Genomic DNA, 19,764 nt, shown 5'->3' with positions numbered 1-19,764 from the left:
GGCCCAAGTATCTGGGCTTGGGCCGTCGACGGGGGCAAGAACCGAACCTTGGCTTAGCCAGTTTTTAAGGCAATAGGTAGCCCGGCAGTCGTCCTCGTTGTAGATGAGCGACTGCTCCAAATAGCGGCGATCTCGTGTTTCCAGCCACTGGCTGTACCAGTAGATGGAGTGGGCTCCACTGCCCTCGGGTAGTCGCCACTTAAACCCCAGCCAGCGAGCGATGTTTTTCAGGGAGTAGCTCTCGATGGGTAGCACTACCGAGCGCTGAACCCAGCTGTGCAAATCTACAAAGCGCTTCAGCAGTTGCCGCACCTCTCGGGGATCCGTTTGGTGCTGCTCCCCCAGTCGCCGACAAGTCTGTACTTCAAAGCTGTGAAAATGATAGATGGGGGCCTCAGGGTAGCGTTGAACTAGCTGTAGGAATTGTTGCCAGGCTTGCCCTTCCTCTCGCGGCTCAGCAGCTAGGCAACTGTAGTAGTTGACAACCTTGTTCTCCTCTGCTTGTTCTACCACGAGCAAGCCCAGTAGGTAAGCGACGTTGTGGCGGGGATCCGCCTCGATATCGAAGTACAGCTCCACGGGCGCTGTCGGCAGAGCCTGAGGCGGGGATTGCAGCCAGAGGGGCTTGCGGCTGAGGGTGGCACGGGCTTGAAGCTGCAGTTGCAGGGCCACGCCGGCTCCCAGCTTGGGGATAGCCTGGAGCATCTCCAGGCGAGCGTTAGCTAAAGCCTCAATCGAATGGATCCCTGCCTCCTGCAAAAGGGGATAGCGGAATCCGGTTACGCCCGGCAGCAGGCTGAGGGGCTGGGCGACGGCATTCAACTGCCGACAGTGCTCCCGCCAGTGACAAAGATGACAGCGGCTGCGGGCCATAAACACCTGCGGCGGCTCCGCCTGCTCAAGGGAGTGCAGATAATCTTGCAGCAAGCGACGCACCTGGGTGCGGCGTCGGCTGAGGTGAACAAGGTGCCACTTCCCGTCTTTTAAGATCAAGAAGCCGCATTTGGGTACCTGACCCTGCAGGGATCCAAGCAACTCGGCCTGCAACGCCAACAACAACTCGTACTCCGGCTTGGGGCGCTTGCCAATGCGAATGTGAACCGGTAGGTAGGAGAGCTGGCCCTTGCCGATACTGGAGGGATCCCGAATCAAGAGATCCAGGGAGCTGCTTACCCAAACGGAACGAAACTCTGGAATAGCCTCAGGCGGCAGCGCAAGGCTGGAGGATGTCTTGTCGGTGGAGTTGTCTTCGGTGAGCTCCACCTCTGTCTCAAGGGAGGGGGCGAGGGCAACTTCAGAGTCGGTAGGCTCCGCCTCTGCCGCTCCCTCCGGATCCACTTCCCAAAACAGCTTTGCGACGACTTGGCCGCCGTAGATCCGTTCCGCCCCTGCTGCCATAGCTGCTAAGAGAGCTTCATTGCCCGGCGCCACCTCTTCTCCCGGAAATCGCTCCAGCACAGCAGCTTGCAGGGCTTGACGATCCCGACGCCATTGCTCCAGCAGGCTTTCCGGCGGCAGCTTGGCTTCTTGAGGCCCAAAGCGATCTAGGTAGGGCAGGCGCCGACAGCGAAAAAAGGCCAGCAACTCTTCTGCGTCAACAGAACCCTGCTGGAACTCCAACGGCGGACAACCTCAGCTCTGCTGCCATTTTGGCACGCCTTTTGGGGATCCCTTACGACCTGGGATCTTGAGCTGACAAAAGGTGAGGGATATTGACGGCTTCAGCCAAAGTCAGTACCGCCCCTACCAGGCGATCGAGGCGGAAATCAATTTGGTCAAATCGGTCTCTGTTTTGCATCTGGCTATTGCTGCGTTTTGTTGGCTGGGGAAAAGCTGGGGCTTGACCCCACCTTGCCTCTTCATTGTTGCTCAGCAGCTAGGCCAATGCCTGAGCTGTTCTGCGCAATTTGCTGGGCTAGGTGTGGTTTTGTCAATACTGGGTCTCGTTCACCATTTTCAATGCTGACGGGAAAACGATGATGAGCGAGATCACAGCCCTAGAGAAGTTGAAAAAGCAAAAGGAGACCGCCCAAGGGCTCCCCGCCAGAAACCTGTTTTGGGGGGCTGCCCTGGCGTATGCTAAAGGAGAAAGATTTCTTTACACCCGCAGATGGAGCCGACTGTAAGCGCTCTTTCGATGGCCCCGGCCCTGTCCCAGACCCAGCCGGCGGCAGTGGAAATGCAGGGGGTGTGGAAGCGTTTTGGGCAGCAGGTGGCGGTTCAGGACTTGAGCCTGCGGATCCCGCAGGGGGAGGTGTTTGCCCTGCTAGGGCCCAACGGCGCCGGCAAATCCACCACCATCCGCATGCTCACCAGCCTGACCCGCCCCAGCCAGGGATCCATCCGCGTAGGGGGGTATGATGTGGTGCGGGATCCCTTGGCGGTGCGGCGGCAGATCGGCGTGGTGTTGCAGCCCATCACCCTGGAAGCAGAGCTGACGGTTTGGGAAAACCTGGAGTTCCATGGGCGCATGCACCACATCCCCAACCCGGAGCGGCAGCAGCGCATCGACGAGTGGCTGGAGTACGTGAAGCTGGCCGACCGGCGGCACGACAAAGTGAAGACCCTCTCCGGCGGCATGAAGCGGCGCCTCCAGGTGGCCAGGGCGCTGTTGCACCGGCCTCAAATTTTGTTTTTGGACGAGCCAACCGTTGGGTTGGATCCCCAGGCGCGGCGGCTGCTGTGGGAGATCCTGCGGGATCTGAACCGGCAGGGGATGACCTTGCTGATTACCACCCACTACATGGAAGAGGCCGAGGAGCTGTGTGACCGCATCGGCATCATGGACGGCGGGAAGCTAATCGAGCTGGGCAGCACCGACCAGTTGCGGGCCAAGTACGGAGAAGCCCTGCTGGTGCGCTCCCGCCCTGGCCAGGAGGTGAGCTACACCTTTTTCCCCAGCTTGGCGGAGGCCCAGCGGCAGTTGGAAGCGGAACCCGACAAAACCGGCCTGATGGTGCGCCCTGCCAACTTAGAAGATATTTTTGTACGCTTGACGGGCCGTCGCCTGGATTAGCGCGCCCTCAGCCTCAACCTCTCTCCTTCGGAAAGAGGGAGGTTACGGTTTTTCCTCTCCCCATCCCTCCTTTGGAGTGGGGGGCTCGAACTTGTAGCCAACTCCGCGCACGGTGCGGATCAGCTCCGGTTGGCTGGTATCGGTTTCCAGCTTCTTGCGAATTTGGCCGATGTGGACATCGACCACCCGTTCATCTCCCTCGTGGTTAAAATCCCACACCTCTTGAATCAGCTCAGACCGTCGCCACACCCGTCCTGGGTGTCGAGCCATGGCGTAGAGCAAATCAAACTCTAGAGCGGTCAGGTTAATCGGGCGACGGTCACGGATAACTTCTCGGGTGGTCGGGTCGATCACCAAGGAGGGAAAAGTCAAAACCGGCGCGCTGCCTGTTTCCGTTCTCGTCCGCCCTCGGCGCAGGATAGCCTGTACCCGCGCCTGTAACTCCGGCAGGCTGAAGGGTTTGGTCAGGTAGTCATCTGCGCCTAGCTGAAATCCTTGCAGCTTGTCGGCAGGATTCACTCGGCTGGTTAACATCAACACATACACGCCGGTCTCTTTTTGCATCTGCTGGCAAAGGTCGTAGCCGCTCACATCCGGCAAATTCAGATCCAAAATCACCAAGCCTGGCTGAAAAGCGCGCAACTGCTGGAGGCCCTCGGCCCCCGTCGTCGCTACCTCGACTGAGTACCCCTGCCTCTGCAAATACCGCTTGAGCAGCGCGCAAATGCTGGGATCGTCATCGATGATGAGGATGCGTAACATGGCAGCTTGACGCTCTCACAGTCAGCACGAGGCAGAGTTGTAGAAAAGCCCTGCCCGCAGGGCAAACGCATTTTGCGCCTGGGCAGGAGAGGGCAGCCCATCCAGACTACAACAAATAGCTTCAGGTTTTTACATTACCCATTGGATTGCACCAGGAGCTTGGCCTTTCTGGAACCCTCTTTCTCTGGGTAAATCAAGGGAGGCTAACCCAAGAATCTCAGGCATTATTCATTCTACTGGGTTGTCCGGAGGAAAGGGAAAGGGTAAGGTAAAAGGGATTCGCGCAGCAGCTTCTTGCCCGCAGAGAGAAGCCCATTCAAAAACCTCGCCACTTCTGTACTTGCAGGCCAAACCTTAAAGTTGCACGCCGGTTTATCCCAGAAGCCTATGTACAATCCCAACGAAGTCTTTCGCAAAGATATCCAGTTGGCCCTCTTCACCTGGGGGATCCTGGAGCTGGCGTGTTTTGTCATCATGCCGTTTACCCGGGCCTACGAGTATGCGCAGGTAGCGGATTGGCTGTGGCCTTCGCTGGTTTTGGGACCGGTGGGGGCGGTGGTGGTGGCCTTTTGCTCAAAGCTCACAGTAGCTGCTAATTACATCCCCGACCCGAAAAAGAAAAGGGCCCAGCGACAAATTGCCCAGGTCATCAGTTTCTTCGGCTTCCTGGGCTTGGCCTTGCCCTTGCTCCTGGCCGGGTGGACATTTGGCCACGAGGTTCTCACCACCGACTGGGAGAATATGTTCACTAAGTAGAAACTAAACTTGCTACTGATTTGCTCCAGACAGCGTTGCCCCTGGGTAGGTGGCTTCCCAAGGCAGTACACAGAGGCGAAACTAGAAGTACCAGAGATGCTCTGGTACTTGCAAGCGTTGGCAAAGCCCTTTGCTTTCGTCTCCGGCTTTTGGGAGCTGAGTTTTGGATGGCTAACTACCCAATGCGAGGCCGTTCTTCTCCTGCTGCCAGCGGTTTTCCCTTCGGCACCTTAATGGCACTGAGCCTCTCGGTTGGGGTCTTGGCTGCTCTGGGTTGGCAGGCGTGGCGGTTCATTGCCCCCCTGCTGGCTCCTCCTGCGGCGCCTCAGTTTCCTCGCGCGGTGCGTGTGGATCCCTTACCCAGCCCGACAAGTTTGCCTTCCTCCCCCTCTGTTCGCGTCAGTGGGACGGAGTCCTTGCCGGCGGCGGGCACCATCGACCCTGAGGCCTTTCCCCCCGGCAGCCGCGGGCGGGTAATCGAGCCCATAGGTCTAGCCATTCGCAGCCAGCCTTCTGCTGACGGAGCCTACCAAGGGGGAATTGTGGCGGGGGAAACGGTGACGGTGCTGGAGTACAGCGCTGATGGCCGCTGGCAGCGGGTGCGGCGGGAGCTAAACGGCCAGGAAGGCTGGGTGCGGGCCGGCAATTTGGGCCCCGTGGAGGGTGGGGCAGCGGTTGCTTCAGCCACAACTGCTGCAACGCCTGCGGTCGAATCCACACCAGAGTCCACTCCTTTGCCGACTCGGCCCCCCGCAGCAACAAGCATTGCCCCAGGTGCGCAGGGGCGGGTGATCGAGCCGATTGGCCTGGCGCTACGGGCCACTCCTGACCGGGAAGGGGCTTACATTGGTGGCCTGCCCATGAATGAGGTGGTGACGGTGTTGGAGTACAGCGCCGATGGCCGCTGGCAGCGCATCCGGCGCCAGAACGGGCAGGAAGGTTGGGTGCGGGCCGGCAACCTGGCGCAAGAGTAGCAAGATGCCCCGGTGGGGGATTGTAGGTTGGCGAGAGCTTGTGGTTGGCTGGGACAGTACCGCCAGCCGCTGTCGGGAGGGGCAGGCGCGCTAGCGGGAGGGAGTTCTTACACTGGAGGCAGCACCTGGTGTCTTGGTTTCAGTGGTCATTGCTGCGACCCCTGGCCAAAGAGATGGTTCTGGTGGCCCTGGGTCTGGGAGCCGGCATGACGGCTTGTCGCCCGCCTGTCGAGCCGGGGCCAGCCAGGGATGGGCAGGCGATCTCTGCCTCGGCTACGGGCACGCTGGAGCTGTGGGCCAACGGCGAAGCGTTCCTGCGGGAGGGGCTGGTCTCCAAAGAGGGCTGGGCGTTGCAGTTTGAGCATGTGTACGTGACGCTGGCGGACATTACGGCCTACCAGACGGATCCCCCTTTTGATCCGCAAGGGGAAGGCGAGCTCCAGGCCAAGGCCTTGGTCAGCCTGACAGGGCCTCTTACGGTGGATTTGGTGCCGGAGCGAGCCCTGCTGGGATCCCTGGAAGCCCCCCCTGGGCACTACAACGCCCTGGCCTGGCGCCTAGTGCCGGCAGCGGAGGGGCCAGCAAAGGGCTACTCCCTCTGGATCGAGGGCAGAGCTCGACCGGCAGAAGGGGAGGGAGAGGCGATCCCCTTTGTGCTCAAGTTCAGCCCCGAGCTGGCTTTTGTCTGCGGCGAGTACGTGGGGGAGACGCGCAAGGGCTTTGTCCGGGCAGGCCAGGTGGCGGATCTGGAGGCGACTTTCCACTTCGACCACCTGTTTGGGAATGGCAGCCTGCCTCCCAAGGACGACCTCAACTCAGCGGCGCTGGGGTTTGCCTCCCTTGTGAAGTTAGACCCAGTCGACCCAGTCTCCCTCGAGCAAGGGCTAAAGGCGGGATCCCAGCCGCTGGAGGTGGACTGGGGCAGCCTGCAGGAGGGATCCCCTAGGGCCCAGGCCGTCTTGCAGAGCCTGCAGAGCTTGGGGCACGTGGGAGAGGGCCACTGCCGCGCCTCCTCTGGCGGCCTCGGCGGGACGGGATCCTTGCCTTAGGTTTTAGGCCTGGGTGGCTTTTGAGATCGAAGGGTGTCCTCTGTCTTTTGCTGACCGATGAACTCAGTCTGGCCAAAGCGCATCCCTTTTTCCCCTTCCTGGCAACTGAGCTGGTTGGCCTTGGGCCTGCTCCTATCTCCGCCGGCTTGGGGCCATGGGGTGGAGGCCTCTTGGCGGGCTGTTCCCACCTTTGAGATCCAGGCCCGCTACGATTCCGGCGAGCCGATGCGTTTTGCTCGAGTTACGGTGTTTGCGCCCACCAATCCCACTCTCCCCTGGCAGGAGGGAGAGACAGACGGAGAGGGCCGGTTTTGGCTGCAGCCGGATCCTGAGCTTAAGGGACTGTGGCAGGTGCGCATTCGCCAGGCCGGCCACGGCGGGGTGGTGAACGTGCCGGTGGGCGAGGAGGGTATGCAGGCAGAAGGGATCCCCAGCCCCTCCTCCCCTGGCTTTGGCCCCCTGCAGCGGGGGGTTATGGCTGCCTGTGTTATCTGGGGCTGTTTGGGCACGGCCCTGTTTTTTTCCCGGCCCCGCCCCTTCCAAGGCCCAGAACTCCCCGACTCCCCAGTGGATGCTGCCGCTTTGAGCCAAGACTAGCCATGCACATCAGCGAGGGCCTTTTGCCAGCACCGCTTTGGCTGGGGGGTTATGGCATCACTGCCCTGCTTACGGGTTGGAGCCTACACCTCCTCCAGCGGTTGGAAAAGGATCCCCGCCGCCAGCTCCCCAAGGCAGCGCTGCTCACGGCGGCCTTTTTTGTCGCCTCCTCCCTTCACCTGCCTTTTCCCCCGGCCAGCCTGCACCTGCTGCTCAATGGGCTGATGGGCGTGATGCTGGGGGCCTTGGCCTACCCGGCAATTGTGGTGGGCCTGTTTTTTCAGGCGGTGGCTTTTGGGCATGGGGGGTTGACCACCCTGGGGATCAACGCCGCCATTATGGGGATCCCGGCGCTTCTGGCAGGAGGGATCTTCCGGGCAAGCCGGCGCTGGTTGGGCACGGGCTGGGCCGCTTTTTGGGCGGGAGCGGTGGGGGTGGTGCTGGCGGCGCTGCTGTTTTACGGCGTGGTGCTGGCGGCGCTGCGCAGGGAGGGGATCCCTTCCACCTCGGCAGAGCACCTGGCTCTGACCAGTTTGGTAGCTGCCCACCTGCCGCTGGCGGTGGTGGAGGGGCTGTTTACCCGTTGGGTGGTGGGGTTTTTGCAGCGGGTGCAGCCGGAGCTGCTGGGAGAAGATGCCCAAAGATAGGGCTGAGGCTGTTCATCCCTGTCGTCGGGCCATGCCGGTTAGGGAGAGGATGCTTTCTTCACAAGCTCCCCTGCCGCCGCCACCTTCTTGGCTGCACCGCTGGCGGCCCCTGCCCAAGCTGGTTGGCCTGCTGGCACTGATGGCGGCCTTTGCCCAGGTGCAGCGCCTGGCCTTGCTACCCCTGGTCTGGACGGTGGTGGCTTTTCTCTGGGGGCTCTCCGGATTGCCTCTGCGCCGAGGGCTCAGACGCCTGGCCGCTCCCGGCGTTCTGTTGATAGCCTTTGTCCTCTTCCTGCCCTTTGCCGTTGGGGACACCCTCCTCTGGCGCTGGGGATCCCTGGCTTTGCGCTGGGAGGGGCTGGAGAGGGCCCTCTGCCTTGGCGGGCGCAGCCTGGCGCTTTTAGCGCTGGCGACGCTGCTGTTGGAGACCACTCCCCTACCGGCCCTGTTGGCAGCTTTGCGGGCGCTGGGGATCCCCGACCTCCTCCTGGAACTGGCCTGGCTAACCCAGCGCTATTTGCAGGAAGTGGGCAGCCAGTGGCAGCGGATGCAGCGGGCCGCGCGGCTGAGGGGCTGGCGACCGCGGGGATCCCTGTGGCAGCCTGGGCCAACTTGGCGGCAAGACCTGCCCTTTCTGGCTGCTGCCGTGGGCACTTTGTTGGTTCGCAGCTACGAACGTTCGCAGCGAGTTTACCAGGCGCTGCGCCTGCGGGGCTACGGGCGGGCGCCCTTGGTGCCGCCAGCGGCTGGCGGGGATCCCTGCAGTTGGGCGGCCACCGGGCTGGCGCTGGCAGTGGCTGTTGGCTTGGTTTTGGTTAACTTTGGGGGCTATCCCGATTGAGCGGGTTGGCAGCGAGTTAGACAAGATAGACGGTTCTCTTCCCCGCCTTTAAAAGCAAAACCCAACTAGAACTAGAATAAGAAGGCTTTAATCTTCTCAGCTCTTGTCGCCATTTGCGCGTCCTCTCCTGGGGCTATGAACTGGTTAGAAACCGCTTTGTCTACCTCTTCCCTCAAGGAAGCGCCGGCTGTTGCCGTTTTGCACCTGGGCTGTGAGAAAAACCGGGTGGACACCGAGCACATGCTGGGCCTGCTGGCCCAGGCAGGCTACCGGGTGGAGGGCGACGAAGACAGCGCTGACTACGTCATCGTCAACACCTGCAGCTTCATCGAAGCGGCGCGGCGGGAGTCGGTCAGCACCCTGATGGAGCTGGCGGTGCAGGGCAAGAAGATCATCATCGCTGGTTGCCTGGCGCAGCACTTCCAAGAGGAGCTGCTGCGGGAGATCCCCGAGGCGGTGGCCATCGTCGGCACCGGCGACTACCACCAGATTGTCCAGGTTATCCAGCGGGCAGAGCGGGGAGAGCGGGTTAACGCCGTTACCTCGAGCTTAGATTACATTGCCGACGAGACCGTCCCCCGCTATCGCACCACCCATGCCCCGGTGGCCTACCTGCGGGTGGCGGAAGGGTGTGATTACCGCTGCTCCTTCTGCATCATCCCCCACCTGCGGGGAAAGCAACGCTCCCGCCCCATCGAGTCCATTCTGCGGGAAGCAGAACAACTGGCTGCAGAAGGGGTGCAGGAGCTAATCCTCATTTCCCAGATCACCACCAACTACGGGCTCGACCTCTACGGGGAGCCGCGGCTGGCCGAGCTTATCCGCGCTCTGGGCCAGATCCCCATCCCCTGGATCCGCATGCTCTATGCCTACCCCACGGGCATTACGCCGGCGGTGGTGGAGGCCATTCAGGAGACGCCCAATTTCTTGCTCTATCTGGATCTGCCGCTGCAGCACAGCCACCCAGCGATCCTCAAGGCCATGAACCGCCCCTGGCAGGGCCAGGTTAACGACCGGCTCATCGAACGGCTGCGCCAGGCCCTGCCCAAGGCTGTCCTGCGCACCAGCTTTATCGTCGGCTTTCCCGGCGAGACGGAGGAGCACTTCCAGCATCTTTTGGAGTTTGTCCAGCGCCACCAATTTGACCATGTGGGGGTGTTCACCTTTTCCCCGGAAGAGGGCACGCCCGCCTACCATCTGCCCCAGCAGGTGCCGGAGCCCCTCAAGGAAGAGCGCCGCGCCCGCCTAATGCAACTGCAGCAAGGGATCGCCTTCCGCCGCAACCGCGAGCAGGTGGGGCAGGTGGTGCCTGTGCTTTTGGAGCAGGAAAACCCCCGCACCGGCGAGTGGATTGGCCGTTCCCCCCGCTTTGCCCCTGAGGTGGACGGGGTGGTGTATGTGCGCGGGCCGGGATCCCTGGGATCCCTGGTGCCGGTGCAGATTACGCGGGCCGAGCCCTACGATCTCTTTGGCCAGGTGGTGGAGGCGCCAGCAGGCTTTAGCTGGAGCGGACGGTAGAATAATTCGGTTGAACTTCGGAAAGGCGAGATGGCCAGTGCAGATGAGCTGAAACAGGCGGCAGCCCAAGCGGCGGCCCAAAAGGTGCAGTCGGGCATGGTGGTGGGGCTGGGCACGGGATCCACAGCCGCCTTTGCTGTGGGCGCCCTAGCCCAGCGAATGCAAAAGGAGGGGCTGCAGTTCATTGGGGTGCCCACTTCCGAGCGCACGGCAGAACAGGCCCGCTCTCTAGGGATCCCGCTGGCCACGCTGGAGGAGCAGCCGCGCCTAGATCTTGCCATCGATGGAGCCGACGAAATCGAAGTGGGATCCCTCAACCTCATCAAGGGGGCAGGGGGAGCTCTGCTGCGGGAGAAACTGGTGGAGGCCAGCGCTGCTGAGCTCATCATCATCGCCGATGCCTCCAAAAAGGTGGCCCACCTGGGCACCCGCTTCCCGGTGCCGGTGGAGGTGGTGCGCTTTGGCTGGAAGACGACCCTAGCGCGGGTGGAGGCCCTGGGCTGTCAGGCGGTGCTGCGGCGCACTGCCGAGGGGGATCCCTACCTCACCGACGAGCAGCACTACATCCTCGACTGCCAGTTTGGCCCCATCGCCAATCCGGCCAAGCTGGCCGAGCAGCTCAAGGGAACGGTGGGGGTGGTGGAGCACGGCCTGTTTATCGGCATGGCCACGGAGGCCATTATCGCTGGGCCTGAAGGGATCGAGACGCTGCGGCAGAGCTGAGGGCCAGCTCGGCTGCTAGCAGGATGGCCTGCTTGAGGCTCTCGGCGCGGGCTACCCCCTGCCCGGCTAGGTCAAAGGCAGTGCCGTGGTCGGGGGAGGTGCGAATAAAGGGCAGCCCCAGGGTTAGGTTGACGGCCCGGTCAAACGCCAGCAGCTTCACGGGGATCAGGCCTTGGTCGTGGTAGAGAGCCAGGTAGGCATCGGCCACAGCAGGAGCTCCTTGACCATACCAGGCCTGGGCGGGCGCTAGCCACATGGTATCGGGGGGAAGCGGCCCCCAGATTTTGGCGTGGGGATAGGTTCTTAGCAGCTCCGCCAGCCACATTTTCTCTTCCTGCCCAAGCTGCCCCTGCTCGCCAGCATGGGGGTTAAGGCCAGCCACAGCAATCACCGGATTGACAATCCCAAAGAGCTTACGCAGGGATCCAACCAGCAAGTCCAACTTCGCGCGCACCAGCTCCGGGGTAAGGGTGAGGGGCACCTGGCTCAGGGGGATGTGGGTGGTGGCCAGCAAAACCCGGATCTGCCAGCCGCTGTGGGGAGAACGGGCCACAAACAGCATGCCGTAGCGCTCGCTCCCGCTGAGCTGGGCCAGAACTTCTGTTTGGCCAGGGAAGGGGTAGCCCGCCTGGTGCCAGAGGTATTTGGCAATGGGAGCGGTCACGATCCCCTGGAACTGGCCCCGCAGCGCTTCTTCAATAGCTGTTTTCAGGTAGGCAAAGCTGGCCGCCCCGCTTGCGACATCCCCCCGGCCCACGCGCGACGGCTCTAGGTAGAAGCCGCTGCCGCCCTCCAGCACCGGGATCCCTGCCGGGTCGGCCAGGTCGGTTGCCCCTCGCTGGCGCAGAAGGCAGTAGGTAGCTTCCAAAACCTGCCGCTCGCCCACCACCGTTATCTGGGCGCAGGCCTGCACCTGAGGATCCGCCAGCGCCTTGAGCACAATCTCTGGCCCAATCCCCGCCGGATCTCCCAATGTCAGGGCTAGCTTCGGCAGCAGCAAGCTCATTTTCTATTTCTAGTCCAATTTCTAGGGATCCCCCCGAAGGGGGAACATAAGTTACCTGGATGCTATCAGGTTAGTAAGAAAGTGTTTCCAATTTCTAGGGATCCCCCCGAAGGGGGAACTTAAAGTTGAATGACGACATAATTGCAGCTGCACTGTTTCCAATTTCTAGGGATCCCCCCGAAAGGGGAACTTGAGACAAGTGCAGTTGATCTAACCTTACTCAAGGCTGTTTCCAATTTCTAGGGATCCCCCCGAAGGGGGAACCTTCAGGTACAGAACACTCTTCTAGATACTCAGCTTCGTCGTTTCCAATTTCTAGGGATCCCCCCGAAGGGGGAACGCAGGGAAGTTTATTCCCTGCCACTGTGGGGATCAGGGGTTTCCAATTTCTAGGGATCCCCCCGAAGGGGGAACGATCTCTATGCTCCAGGCTGGGTTGGGGAAGTTAAAGGTTTCCAATTTCTAGGGATCCCCCCGAAGGGGGAACTTCGGTTCCTGGGGCTGGGACTCAACAGCGCTTCCTTGTAGTTTCCAATTTCTAGGGATCCCCCCGAAGGGGGAACCAGGCGGAAATCTCGCTGACGCGAACTCTGGAGCAGGTGTTTCCAATTTCTAGGGATCCCCCCGAAGGGGGAACACTGCGGGGATCCAGGGTGTTGGACACGTGCGACTCGGGTTTCCAATTTCTAGGGATCCCCCCGAAGGGGGAACTCGCAAGAGTGGTACTCGGAGAGCAAGCGGAACCCGCAGGCTTTGTTTCCAATTTCTAGGGATCCCCCCGAAGGGGGAACACCCGCTGGTGGCTGGGTCTTCCTTGGATCCCGGTGGTGTTTCCAATTTCTAGGGATCCCCCCGAAGGGGGAACTCTACCCTTATTAAACCCAAGCGGGGCAAGGAATGCAAGGCCTATTTGCGAGGGGGTCGGTCGAAAACGGCAAAAAAGGGCCCCGAAGAGGGGGGGTGAGAGGCCTGAAAGCCTTGTGGCGCAAGGCATCGAGCGGGTCAACGAAAGAATCGGCATTTGCGGGTTTTGGCGAGGCGCTCGCAGAGCTGCTGATACCGTTTTGGTGTGCTTTTGGCAACATGACCGGGGTTGGGATCCCTAGGGGCGAGGTGCCCTGCCCAGCGGGTTGTCTGCCAGCGGATCCCTGCCGGCAAAATGGTTTAATGGAAACTTAGCAACATTTTTGAGCAGCGGTTGCCCTCTATGGCCGAGACCTTCCTTTACAATGCCTTGCGTGCCGCCCTCGACGAAGAGATGGCCAGGGATCCCAATGTGTTTGTTCTGGGAGAGGATGTGGGCCACTACGGCGGCTCCTACAAAGTCACCAAAGACCTATATCGCAAATACGGGGAGATGCGCCTCCTGGATACCCCCATTTGCGAAAACAGCTTCACCGGCTTGGCCATCGGGGCAGCCATGACCGGCTTGCGGCCTGTGGTGGAAGGGATGAACATGGGCTTTTTGCTCCTGGCCTTTAACCAAATTGCCAACAATGCCGGCATGCTGCGCTACACGTCCGGCGGCAACTTCAAGATCCCGCTGGTGATCCGCGGGCCAGGCGGGGTGGGACGCCAATTGGGAGCCGAGCACTCGCAGCGGCTGGAGGCTTACTTTCAGGCAGTGCCGGGTCTGAAGATCGTCGCCTGTTCCACCCCTTACAACGCCAAGGGTCTGCTCAAGTCGGCCATCCGCGACGACAACCCCGTTCTCTTTTTCGAGCATGTGCTCCTCTACAACCTCAAAGAAGACCTGCCGGAGGAGGAGTACCTCTTGCCCCTGGACAAGGCGGAAGTTGTCCGCACGGGATCTGACGTTACCATCCTCACCTACTCGCGCATGCGCCACCACGTGCTTAAGGCCGTGGACACCCTGCTGGAGCAGGAGATCGATCCGGAAGTGATCGACTTGATCTCCCTCAAGCCCCTCGATATGGAGACGATTGCTGCTTCGGTGCGCAAAACCCACCGGGTGGTCATCGTGGAAGAAGACATGAAAACGGGCGGCATTGGGGCAGAGCTGACGGCCCGCATCATGGAAGAACTCTTCGACGAGCTGGACGCGCCCGTAGTGCGCCTGGCCTCCCAAGACATTCCCACCCCCTACAACGGCACGCTAGAAGCGGCCACCATTGTGCAGCCGGCAGATATTGTGGCAGCGGTGGAGCGGCTCCTCTACGGATGAGACTCTTGCCTGCTGGCAGGCAGTAGCCGGAGGGCGGGGAGTGCCTGCGCCCTTTTGCAAGATACCTATCCCAACCCCAAGGCGGTGTTGCTGGGGGAGAGCCGGTTCCAAATGCTGCCGGCCCGCTATCCCTAGGCGGCTCTGGAAGTGGGGAGGTGATCCTGAAAATCCTGCTGGTCGAACAGGTACACCGTGCGAATCGGGTAGGGAATGACCAATCCGGCCCGGTCACAGGCCTGCTTGAGGGCGATATCACCTGAGTGCGGACGCGGCGCACCTCCGCCTTGCGAGGCCGAGTCCAGTAGCGCACCACAAAATCGATGGAGCTGTCGCCAAAGCCGACGATGTCCAGCTCAAAGGGGGCTCCGCCAGCACTCCCTCCACGCCTTGCATCGCCTCCAGCAGCACCTCCAAAGCTTTGGGCAGGGGTGTGTTGTAGTCGAGGCCAATCTCCAGATCGGTGCGGCGAAAGGGGCGATCGGTTAAGACCGTGATCGGGCTGGTGGGGATCACCACCCGTTCTCCTTGGTAGGTGCGAATCTGGGTGGAGCGAATGCTGATTTCCTCAACTGTACCTTCAAAATCCCCGACGACAATCTGGTCATCGAGTTGAAAAGGCTCGTTCAAAAGCAGCAGCACGCCCGCCAGGAAGTTCTTGAAAATATCTTGAAAAGCAAAACCGATGGCCACCGACCCTAACCCCAACAGCCCGATCAGATCTCCCAGGCGCAGATCTGGGAAAGCCACCACGCTGGCTGCCAGGATCCCTGCCACCCAAGCACCCACTTGGCTGACTTGCACCAGCAGCATTTGTAGGGAAGGGCTGGGGATCCACCGGTTGGCTGCGGATCCCGCCAGGCGCCGCACGGCCCGAACGCCATCTCTAGAAGACTGCGGTTGATGGTTTGCAGTAGTTCGTTCATATCTTCACCCTTGCTACGCTATCGATCACGATGAACGCCAGAGAACGCCATTCGACTTCGGCGGGAACACTCGATCAGGACTCAGGGAGGCTCTCTGTGGGTTCCGCCTCAGCTGGTATCCGCCACGGCTTAGGTTCTGCTGTGCTTGCTACCCTGAAAGAGCCACTCTGCCACAAGATAGGTTTCAGGGCCGCAGCATGGCCAACTACGACTGGATCGTCGTCGGCGGCGGGATCACGGGGGCAGCCTTGAGCTACGAGCTGGCCCGCCAGGGGGGATCCGTTCTCCTCGTTGAGAAGGAAGCGCTGCCGTCCAGTGCCACTCGCTACAGCTACGGTGGCCTGGCCCATTGGGCTGGGAAAACCCCCCTGCTCAAAGCCCTGGGGGAAGAAGGGATCCAGCGCTACCGCACCCTGTCAGAGGAGCTGGAGGCGGATCTTCAATTTCGCGAGCTGGATCTGCTCATGCCCGTTGCCCCTGGCTACAGGATGGAGGCAGTGGAAGCCGATCTGGCCGACTGTCGCATCCCACCGCAGCGAATTTCTGTAGAGGCGGCCTGTGAGCTAGAGCCGCTTTTAAACCCTGCCGCCCTCGAGGGTGTACTCTGGGCGCGGCATGGCCACATCCACCCCTGGTTGACGACGCTGGCTTTTCAGAAGGCTTTCCAACGCCTAGGGGGATCCCTGCTCTTGCAAACCGTAAGGGCCTTGCGGCGCCAGGGCCGGCGCATTACGGGCGTGGAGACGGATACCGACTTCTGCGGAGCGGCTCAGGTGGTGGTGTGCGCCGGCGGCTGGACACGGGCTTTGTTGCGCCAGGCCGGGATCTGGGCTCCTATCTACTTCACCCACGCCGAATCCCTGGAGCTGGATCCTGCGGAGGTGCGGTTGAGAGCCATCGTCATGGGCGCGCCCGTGCAGCGTTTGGAGCTGGAGCGGCAAGCTGGCCGCCCCGACCGGGATCCCCTCTGGGACCAGCCGGGACAGGAGCTCTGCCCGCCCATCCTGGATGTCGGGATCGTGCAGTTTCTCGACGGCAGCCTTCGCCTGGGGCAGATTAGTCGGGTGCTGACGGATCCCATGGCCGAGGTAGATGCCGCTGCCAGCGAAGCCCAGATCCGGGAACAGGCCGGTCGCTACCTGCCTCAGGTGGCCCGCCTGCCTGGGCGGTGGTATCACTGCTTGGTGGCCTTCAGCGCCGATCACCAGCCTTTGGTGGGATCCCTGCCCGGCTGGGAAGGGCTGCAGCTCTTCTCCGGCTTCAGCAGCCCTTTGGCCATCCTGCCGGCCCTGGCTCGCCGCTTTGCCCAGCAGGCTTATGGACAAGAGGATGAGTGGCTCCCCAGCCTCTCGCCAGCGCGCTTTGCTGGGCCCTCACCCCCTGCCCCGCTCCCTTAGGGAGAAGAGCCCCCCTAGTCTTCAGCCAGCGGTGCCTCCAGCAGGTCTTCCAGGTTGAGTTGCACCTGGCGCTGCAAGGCCTGAATAGCCTGATATTCCTGTTGAATGCTGGCCTGGTACTGGGCAGCCAGAGCGGTGTTGCCCTCGGAAAAGGCCTGATCCCAGAGCTGCGTCCAGTAGCGGTAGCGCTTCTGGCGAATTTCCAACTCCATGTTGGCCAAGGCAGCCCGCACCACCAGGCGCGGACGCATCAGGGCCAAGCGGGTATTTTCGTCCAGCCAGAGCAGGTGGCTGAGGCGCTCGTTGAGGTCCTCGTCTTGGGCGCAGAGGGTGCGCAGGGCGGTCAGGAGACCCTCTCCCTGGTCTTCCAGCTCCGGCTGGGCCGAGAGCAGCTCCAAGATCCGCTGCCACAGCTCCCGGTGGGGACGGAAGCTAAACTGCAGCTCCCGCTCCATCAAGGTTTGGCGGATCTCGCGGCGGTACTCGGCAAAGTGCAAAAAGATCTGCAGAAGGTGGGACTCCGATTGCAAAAGTTTGCATCCCTTGGGGGCAGCAAGTTGCCGGGGTTTGGACCAGCGGTACTGGCGCACGGCCCGGCGCAGGTCCTCTTCCAGATCGCGGCAGAGGCGAGCGTTGCCCCGGCTGAGCAATTCCGCCACTTTGTGGATGTACAGAGAGCGCCATTGCCCGCCCAAACCAGCCAGCAGTTGTACCAGCGCCTGATAGGCCTGTTGGAAATCGGCACCTTGAGCGAGATCCCGACCGGCCAGCACCTGGTCAATTTGCCAATCTAGCCACAGGGGAGCCTGAGCCAGCAGGGCCTCAAATGCGGAGACCGAGTGCTGCCGCAGGAACTCGTCGGCATCTTTCCCGGCAGGAAGGGTGAGGATGCGCAGCTCGATTTCCCCCCGCCGCGCCTGCTCTTCAATGGCCTCGATGGCCCGCTTGGCGGCATTCAACCCAGCGCGGTCGGCATCGAAGTTGAGAATCAGCCGCTTGGACTGGGTATAGCGCAGCAGAGTCTTGACCTGGTGCGGCGTCAAGGCTGTGCCCATCGCGGCTACGGCATAGGCGATGCCGGCTTGGTGCAGGGCGATGACATCGAAATAGCCTTCCACCACCAAGACTTGGTCGGCTTTGGCAATGGCCTCGCGGGCAAAGTTGAGACCATAGACCACCTGGCCCTTGTTGAAAAGTTCCGTTTCCGGGGAGTTGAGGTACTTGGGCTGCTCCTCTCCCAGGGCTCTGCCGGCAAAGCCAATGACCCGCCCCTGCAAATCGAAAATGGGCAGCATGATGCGGTTGCGGAAGCGGTCGTAATGGCCGGATCCCTGCTGGCGCGGCACCAGCAAGCCGGCTTCTTCTAGAAGTTTGACCGGCTGGCGCTTTTGGTTGACCAGGTACTCGTAGAGCGAGTGCCAGCCGGGGGGAGCAAAGCCGATTTGAAATTTTTGCAAGGTCTCTTCGCTCAGGCGGCGGCTGTGCAGGTACTGGCGGGCGGCGGATCCTATCTGGGAGCGGAGAGCATGCCGATAGAAATCGGCAGCCAGGGCCAAAATCTCCAGCAGCTTTTCCCGGTGGGAGAGTTGGCGCTCGTAGTCCTGGGAGAGGGATCCCTTGGGCTCCGGCACATGGTAGCGGCGGGCCAGGTGGCGCACCGCCTCGGCAAAGGAAAGGCCCTCTATCTGGCTGACAAAGCGGATGACATCTCCCCCCGCCCCGCAGGCAAAGCACTTGTAGATCTGCTTGCTGGGGCTGACCTGAAAGCTGGGCTTGTGGTCGTTGTGGAAAGGGCAGAGGCCGACGAAATTCTTGCCCTGCTTGCGCAACACCACCTTTTCGGCCACCACCTCGACGATGTCGGCCTTCTGGCGCACCAACTGGATGAACTCCGGCGGCAGACTGCTCATGGCCCTGGGGATCCTGCACCCTATGGTACCTGCAGGGGAGTTGACAGGCTGTCTTTTGACCTAACCTGACCTAGTGGAGATAATGGTCTGGCTTCAAAAGCTGGATTTTTCCATGAGCGGTTTTTTGCAGATTGTTGAGAGGAAAATGCGGATCATCAAGTTTTTCTTGCTCCTTTTGCTGGTCGGCGCCGCCGTCTTCTGGGGCCCGCAGGTGGCTTCTGCGGAACCGGATTTGGCTTTGGGTGCCAAGGTCTTTCAGGCCAAGTGTGTGGGCTGTCACTTGAACGGTCGCAACACTCTGGTGGCGGCGAAAAACCTTTCCCTGGCTGCCCTGCACGAGTACCACGTGGATACCCCTGAGCTGATCCAAGCCCAGGTGCGCAACGGCAAAGGGGCCATGCCCGCTTTTGGCAAGCTCCTCAAACCAGAAGAAATCGAAGCCGTGGCCGCCTATGTTCTCGACCGGGCTGAGCACAACTGGAGCAAAGGCTGATGGCTCAGGAGAGGACTCAAGATCTGACCTTGGCTCCGAAAAATTCTGTCGCCCCGGTGCCGCAGGAGCAGGGCTGTGGAGCACAGGGATCCCGCCGCAAAATCTTGTCGGTTGGTGTGGGGGCGCATGGTTTGGTGGCCGTCGGCATCTCCGCCCACGGGGTGGTGGCCATAGGCGTGGTGACCCACGGCATTCTCTCCATTGGCCTGGTGGCGATGGGCGCCCTCTCTTTTGGGCTGGTGTCGATGGGCCTGGCCAGCGCCGGCCTGGTGTCCATGGGCCTCTCCAGTTGGGGTCAGCACAGCATGAGCGTAACCGAATCCCACGGATCCCATCGCCATCCCTGAAGAAATTGGAAAACTAAAGAAATTGGAAAAAAAGGAGATTGGAAATGGGTCTGCAAAGTTACTTAGCTCTAGCCAGAAAATCTCTGCTGGCTTTGGGTATGAGCTTTTTGCCTCTTTCTTCTGCCTGGGCTCATGTTACCGTCCATCCCCAAGAAGCCCCGGCAGGCAGCTACACCAAGCTCACCTTTCGCGTACCCCATGGATGTGATGGCTCCCCAACCAAGCGCTTGCGGGTGCAGATCCCAGAGGGATTTGTTTCCGTGAAGCCGATGGTGCACCCTCTGTGGAACATCGAGACGGTCAAAAGGCCGCTGAAGACCCCATACGAGTCCCACGGGAAGATGATCACCGAAACGGTTGCCGAAGTGATCTGGAGTGGCGGCTCGCTGCCCGATGACCTCATGGATGAGTTCAGCATCCGCGCCAAGCTGCCGGATCGGCCCGGCGAGGTCATCCCCATCCCGGTGATCCAGGAGTGCGAAAAAGGTGTGCACCGCTGGATCCAGGTGGCGCAGCCGGGCGAGGATCCCCATAGCTTGCCGGAGCCGGCCCCGCTGCTGAAGCTGACAGGTGGAGGTAGTGGACAGGGTCATGGTCACGGCAGCCGCTAGGCGGCCTGG

Annotated in this window: 19 protein-coding genes and 1 CRISPR repeat array (1 of these 20 only partly in view); of the genes, 14 read left to right on the top strand and 5 right to left on the bottom strand. The window is 61.3% G+C overall.

Annotated features, from left to right (window positions below):
- Window positions 1–1,584 carry the 5' portion of a TM0106 family RecB-like putative nuclease gene (locus tag NW846_RS08165; RefSeq protein ID WP_414515728.1) on the bottom strand. It extends 9 nt beyond the left edge of the window, so only the first 1,584 of its 1,593 coding nucleotides appear in the window; the start codon lies at window positions 1,582–1,584; its stop codon lies off the left edge, out of view.
- Window positions 1,585–2,137: 553 nt separating this feature from the next.
- Between NW846_RS08165 and NW846_RS08160 the strand changes: the two genes are divergently transcribed.
- A complete protein-coding gene (locus tag NW846_RS08160) occupies window positions 2,138–3,016 on the top strand; it encodes an ABC transporter ATP-binding protein (RefSeq protein ID WP_099812878.1) in 879 nt (292 codons plus the stop codon).
- A 42-nt stretch (window positions 3,017–3,058) separates the two neighbouring features.
- Here the strand turns inward: NW846_RS08160 and NW846_RS08155 are convergent, their stop codons facing one another.
- Window positions 3,059–3,778 carry a response regulator transcription factor gene (locus tag NW846_RS08155; protein WP_011431117.1) on the bottom strand — a complete coding sequence of 240 codons (720 nt, stop codon included), beginning with the start codon at window positions 3,776–3,778 and terminating at the stop codon, window positions 3,059–3,061.
- Between the two features lie 387 nt (window positions 3,779–4,165).
- On the opposite strand from NW846_RS08155, the gene NW846_RS08150 reads away from it, so the two are divergent.
- From NW846_RS08150 to rpiA, 8 genes are all read left to right on the top strand, one after another.
- Window positions 4,166–4,534, top strand: a complete 369-nt coding sequence (locus tag NW846_RS08150) for a hypothetical protein (protein ID WP_099812877.1) — start codon at window positions 4,166–4,168, stop codon at window positions 4,532–4,534.
- Between the two features lie 167 nt (window positions 4,535–4,701).
- Window positions 4,702–5,508 carry an SH3 domain-containing protein gene (locus tag NW846_RS08145; protein WP_011431119.1) on the top strand — a complete coding sequence of 269 codons (807 nt, stop codon included), beginning with the start codon at window positions 4,702–4,704 and terminating at the stop codon, window positions 5,506–5,508.
- Window positions 5,509–5,636: 128 nt separating this feature from the next.
- Complete coding sequence (locus tag NW846_RS08140; protein ID WP_414345992.1) at window positions 5,637–6,557, top strand: hypothetical protein; 921 nt, start codon at window positions 5,637–5,639, stop codon at window positions 6,555–6,557.
- 57 nt (window positions 6,558–6,614) lie between these two features.
- Window positions 6,615–7,154: a hypothetical protein gene (locus NW846_RS08135; protein WP_011431121.1), complete on the top strand. Its 540-nt coding sequence runs from the start codon at window positions 6,615–6,617 to the stop codon at window positions 7,152–7,154.
- A gap of 2 nt (window positions 7,155–7,156) precedes the next feature.
- Window positions 7,157–7,801, top strand: a complete 645-nt coding sequence (cbiM, locus tag NW846_RS08130) for a cobalt transporter CbiM (RefSeq protein WP_099812876.1) — start codon at window positions 7,157–7,159, stop codon at window positions 7,799–7,801.
- A gap of 49 nt (window positions 7,802–7,850) precedes the next feature.
- Window positions 7,851–8,642 (top strand): cobalt ECF transporter T component CbiQ, encoded by a 792-nt coding sequence (cbiQ, locus tag NW846_RS08125; protein ID WP_414345990.1) that lies wholly within the window; start codon window positions 7,851–7,853, stop codon window positions 8,640–8,642.
- Window positions 8,643–8,777: 135 nt separating this feature from the next.
- Window positions 8,778–10,160: a 30S ribosomal protein S12 methylthiotransferase RimO gene (rimO, locus tag NW846_RS08120; protein WP_049749783.1), complete on the top strand. Its 1,383-nt coding sequence runs from the start codon at window positions 8,778–8,780 to the stop codon at window positions 10,158–10,160.
- A 30-nt stretch (window positions 10,161–10,190) separates the two neighbouring features.
- A complete protein-coding gene (rpiA, locus tag NW846_RS08115) occupies window positions 10,191–10,883 on the top strand; it encodes a ribose-5-phosphate isomerase RpiA (RefSeq protein WP_011431125.1) in 693 nt (230 codons plus the stop codon).
- Here rpiA and pdxA read toward each other — a convergent pair.
- Entirely contained in the window at window positions 10,840–11,889 is a 1,050-nt protein-coding gene (gene pdxA / locus NW846_RS08110; protein WP_414345985.1) for a 4-hydroxythreonine-4-phosphate dehydrogenase PdxA, read from the bottom strand. The two genes, rpiA and pdxA, sit on opposite strands and share 44 nt — an antisense overlap.
- Window positions 11,890–11,899: 10 nt before the next feature.
- Window positions 11,900–12,754: direct repeats of the CRISPR family, unit length 36 nt; unit sequence GTTTCCAATTTCTAGGGATCCCCCCGAAGGGGGAAC.
- Window positions 12,755–13,096: 342 nt separating this feature from the next.
- Between pdxA and NW846_RS08105 the strand changes: the two genes are divergently transcribed.
- Window positions 13,097–14,074, top strand: a complete 978-nt coding sequence (locus NW846_RS08105) for an alpha-ketoacid dehydrogenase subunit beta (RefSeq protein WP_011431127.1) — start codon at window positions 13,097–13,099, stop codon at window positions 14,072–14,074.
- A gap of 252 nt (window positions 14,075–14,326) precedes the next feature.
- On the opposite strand, the gene NW846_RS08100 is transcribed toward NW846_RS08105, so the two are convergent.
- Window positions 14,327–14,941 carry a mechanosensitive ion channel family protein gene (locus tag NW846_RS08100; protein ID WP_414345981.1) on the bottom strand — a complete coding sequence of 205 codons (615 nt, stop codon included), beginning with the start codon at window positions 14,939–14,941 and terminating at the stop codon, window positions 14,327–14,329.
- A 253-nt stretch (window positions 14,942–15,194) separates the two neighbouring features.
- On the opposite strand from NW846_RS08100, the gene NW846_RS08095 reads away from it, so the two are divergent.
- Window positions 15,195–16,394, top strand: coding sequence for an NAD(P)/FAD-dependent oxidoreductase (locus NW846_RS08095; protein WP_099812872.1), 1,200 nt, complete (start codon window positions 15,195–15,197; stop codon window positions 16,392–16,394).
- A gap of 14 nt (window positions 16,395–16,408) precedes the next feature.
- On the opposite strand, the gene dnaG is transcribed toward NW846_RS08095, so the two are convergent.
- Entirely contained in the window at window positions 16,409–18,304 is a 1,896-nt protein-coding gene (dnaG, locus tag NW846_RS08090) for a DNA primase (RefSeq protein ID WP_099812871.1), read from the bottom strand.
- A gap of 82 nt (window positions 18,305–18,386) precedes the next feature.
- Here dnaG and NW846_RS08085 point away from each other — a divergent pair, with 82 nt between their 5' ends.
- Genes NW846_RS08085 through NW846_RS08075 form a run of 3 tightly spaced genes read left to right on the top strand, consistent with a single transcriptional unit; the run spans window position 18,387 to window position 19,755 of the window.
- The gene (locus NW846_RS08085) at window positions 18,387–18,797 is read left to right on the top strand and encodes a c-type cytochrome (RefSeq protein WP_414515724.1); all 411 of its coding nucleotides are present in this window, start codon (window positions 18,387–18,389) and stop codon (window positions 18,795–18,797) included.
- A complete protein-coding gene (locus NW846_RS08080) occupies window positions 18,797–19,144 on the top strand; it encodes a hypothetical protein (RefSeq protein ID WP_011431131.1) in 348 nt (115 codons plus the stop codon). Before NW846_RS08085 ends, NW846_RS08080 begins: the two co-directional genes overlap by 1 nt.
- A 44-nt stretch (window positions 19,145–19,188) precedes the next feature.
- The gene (locus tag NW846_RS08075; protein WP_414345977.1) at window positions 19,189–19,755 is read left to right on the top strand and encodes a YcnI family protein; all 567 of its coding nucleotides are present in this window, start codon (window positions 19,189–19,191) and stop codon (window positions 19,753–19,755) included.
- The last annotated feature ends 9 nt before the right edge of the window (window positions 19,756–19,764 follow it).

This window comes from Synechococcus sp. W60.3, from assembly GCF_047502615.1.
GTDB lineage: Bacteria > Cyanobacteriota > Cyanobacteriia > Thermostichales > Thermostichaceae > Thermostichus.
The sequence above is the reverse complement of the archived record's forward strand: the minus strand, read 5'-3'. Positions and strand labels throughout refer to the sequence as shown.

Coding starts and splice junctions, on each gene's coding strand:
- NW846_RS08160 (WP_099812878.1), top strand. CDS start 2,138: ATGGCCCCGGCCCTGTCCCAGACCCAGCCGGCGGCAGTGGAAATGCAG.
- NW846_RS08155 (WP_011431117.1), bottom strand. CDS start 3,778: ATGTTACGCATCCTCATCATCGATGACGATCCCAGCATTTGCGCGCTG.
- NW846_RS08150 (WP_099812877.1), top strand. CDS start 4,166: ATGTACAATCCCAACGAAGTCTTTCGCAAAGATATCCAGTTGGCCCTC.
- NW846_RS08145 (WP_011431119.1), top strand. CDS start 4,702: ATGGCTAACTACCCAATGCGAGGCCGTTCTTCTCCTGCTGCCAGCGGT.
- NW846_RS08135 (WP_011431121.1), top strand. CDS start 6,615: ATGAACTCAGTCTGGCCAAAGCGCATCCCTTTTTCCCCTTCCTGGCAA.
- cbiM (WP_099812876.1), top strand. CDS start 7,157: ATGCACATCAGCGAGGGCCTTTTGCCAGCACCGCTTTGGCTGGGGGGT.
- cbiQ (WP_414345990.1), top strand. CDS start 7,851: ATGCTTTCTTCACAAGCTCCCCTGCCGCCGCCACCTTCTTGGCTGCAC.
- rimO (WP_049749783.1), top strand. CDS start 8,778: ATGAACTGGTTAGAAACCGCTTTGTCTACCTCTTCCCTCAAGGAAGCG.
- rpiA (WP_011431125.1), top strand. CDS start 10,191: ATGGCCAGTGCAGATGAGCTGAAACAGGCGGCAGCCCAAGCGGCGGCC.
- pdxA (WP_414345985.1), bottom strand. CDS start 11,889: ATGAGCTTGCTGCTGCCGAAGCTAGCCCTGACATTGGGAGATCCGGCG.
- NW846_RS08105 (WP_011431127.1), top strand. CDS start 13,097: ATGGCCGAGACCTTCCTTTACAATGCCTTGCGTGCCGCCCTCGACGAA.
- NW846_RS08095 (WP_099812872.1), top strand. CDS start 15,195: ATGGCCAACTACGACTGGATCGTCGTCGGCGGCGGGATCACGGGGGCA.
- dnaG (WP_099812871.1), bottom strand. CDS start 18,304: ATGAGCAGTCTGCCGCCGGAGTTCATCCAGTTGGTGCGCCAGAAGGCC.
- NW846_RS08085 (WP_414515724.1), top strand. CDS start 18,387: ATGGTCTGGCTTCAAAAGCTGGATTTTTCCATGAGCGGTTTTTTGCAG.
- NW846_RS08080 (WP_011431131.1), top strand. CDS start 18,797: ATGGCTCAGGAGAGGACTCAAGATCTGACCTTGGCTCCGAAAAATTCT.
- NW846_RS08075 (WP_414345977.1), top strand. CDS start 19,189: ATGGGTCTGCAAAGTTACTTAGCTCTAGCCAGAAAATCTCTGCTGGCT.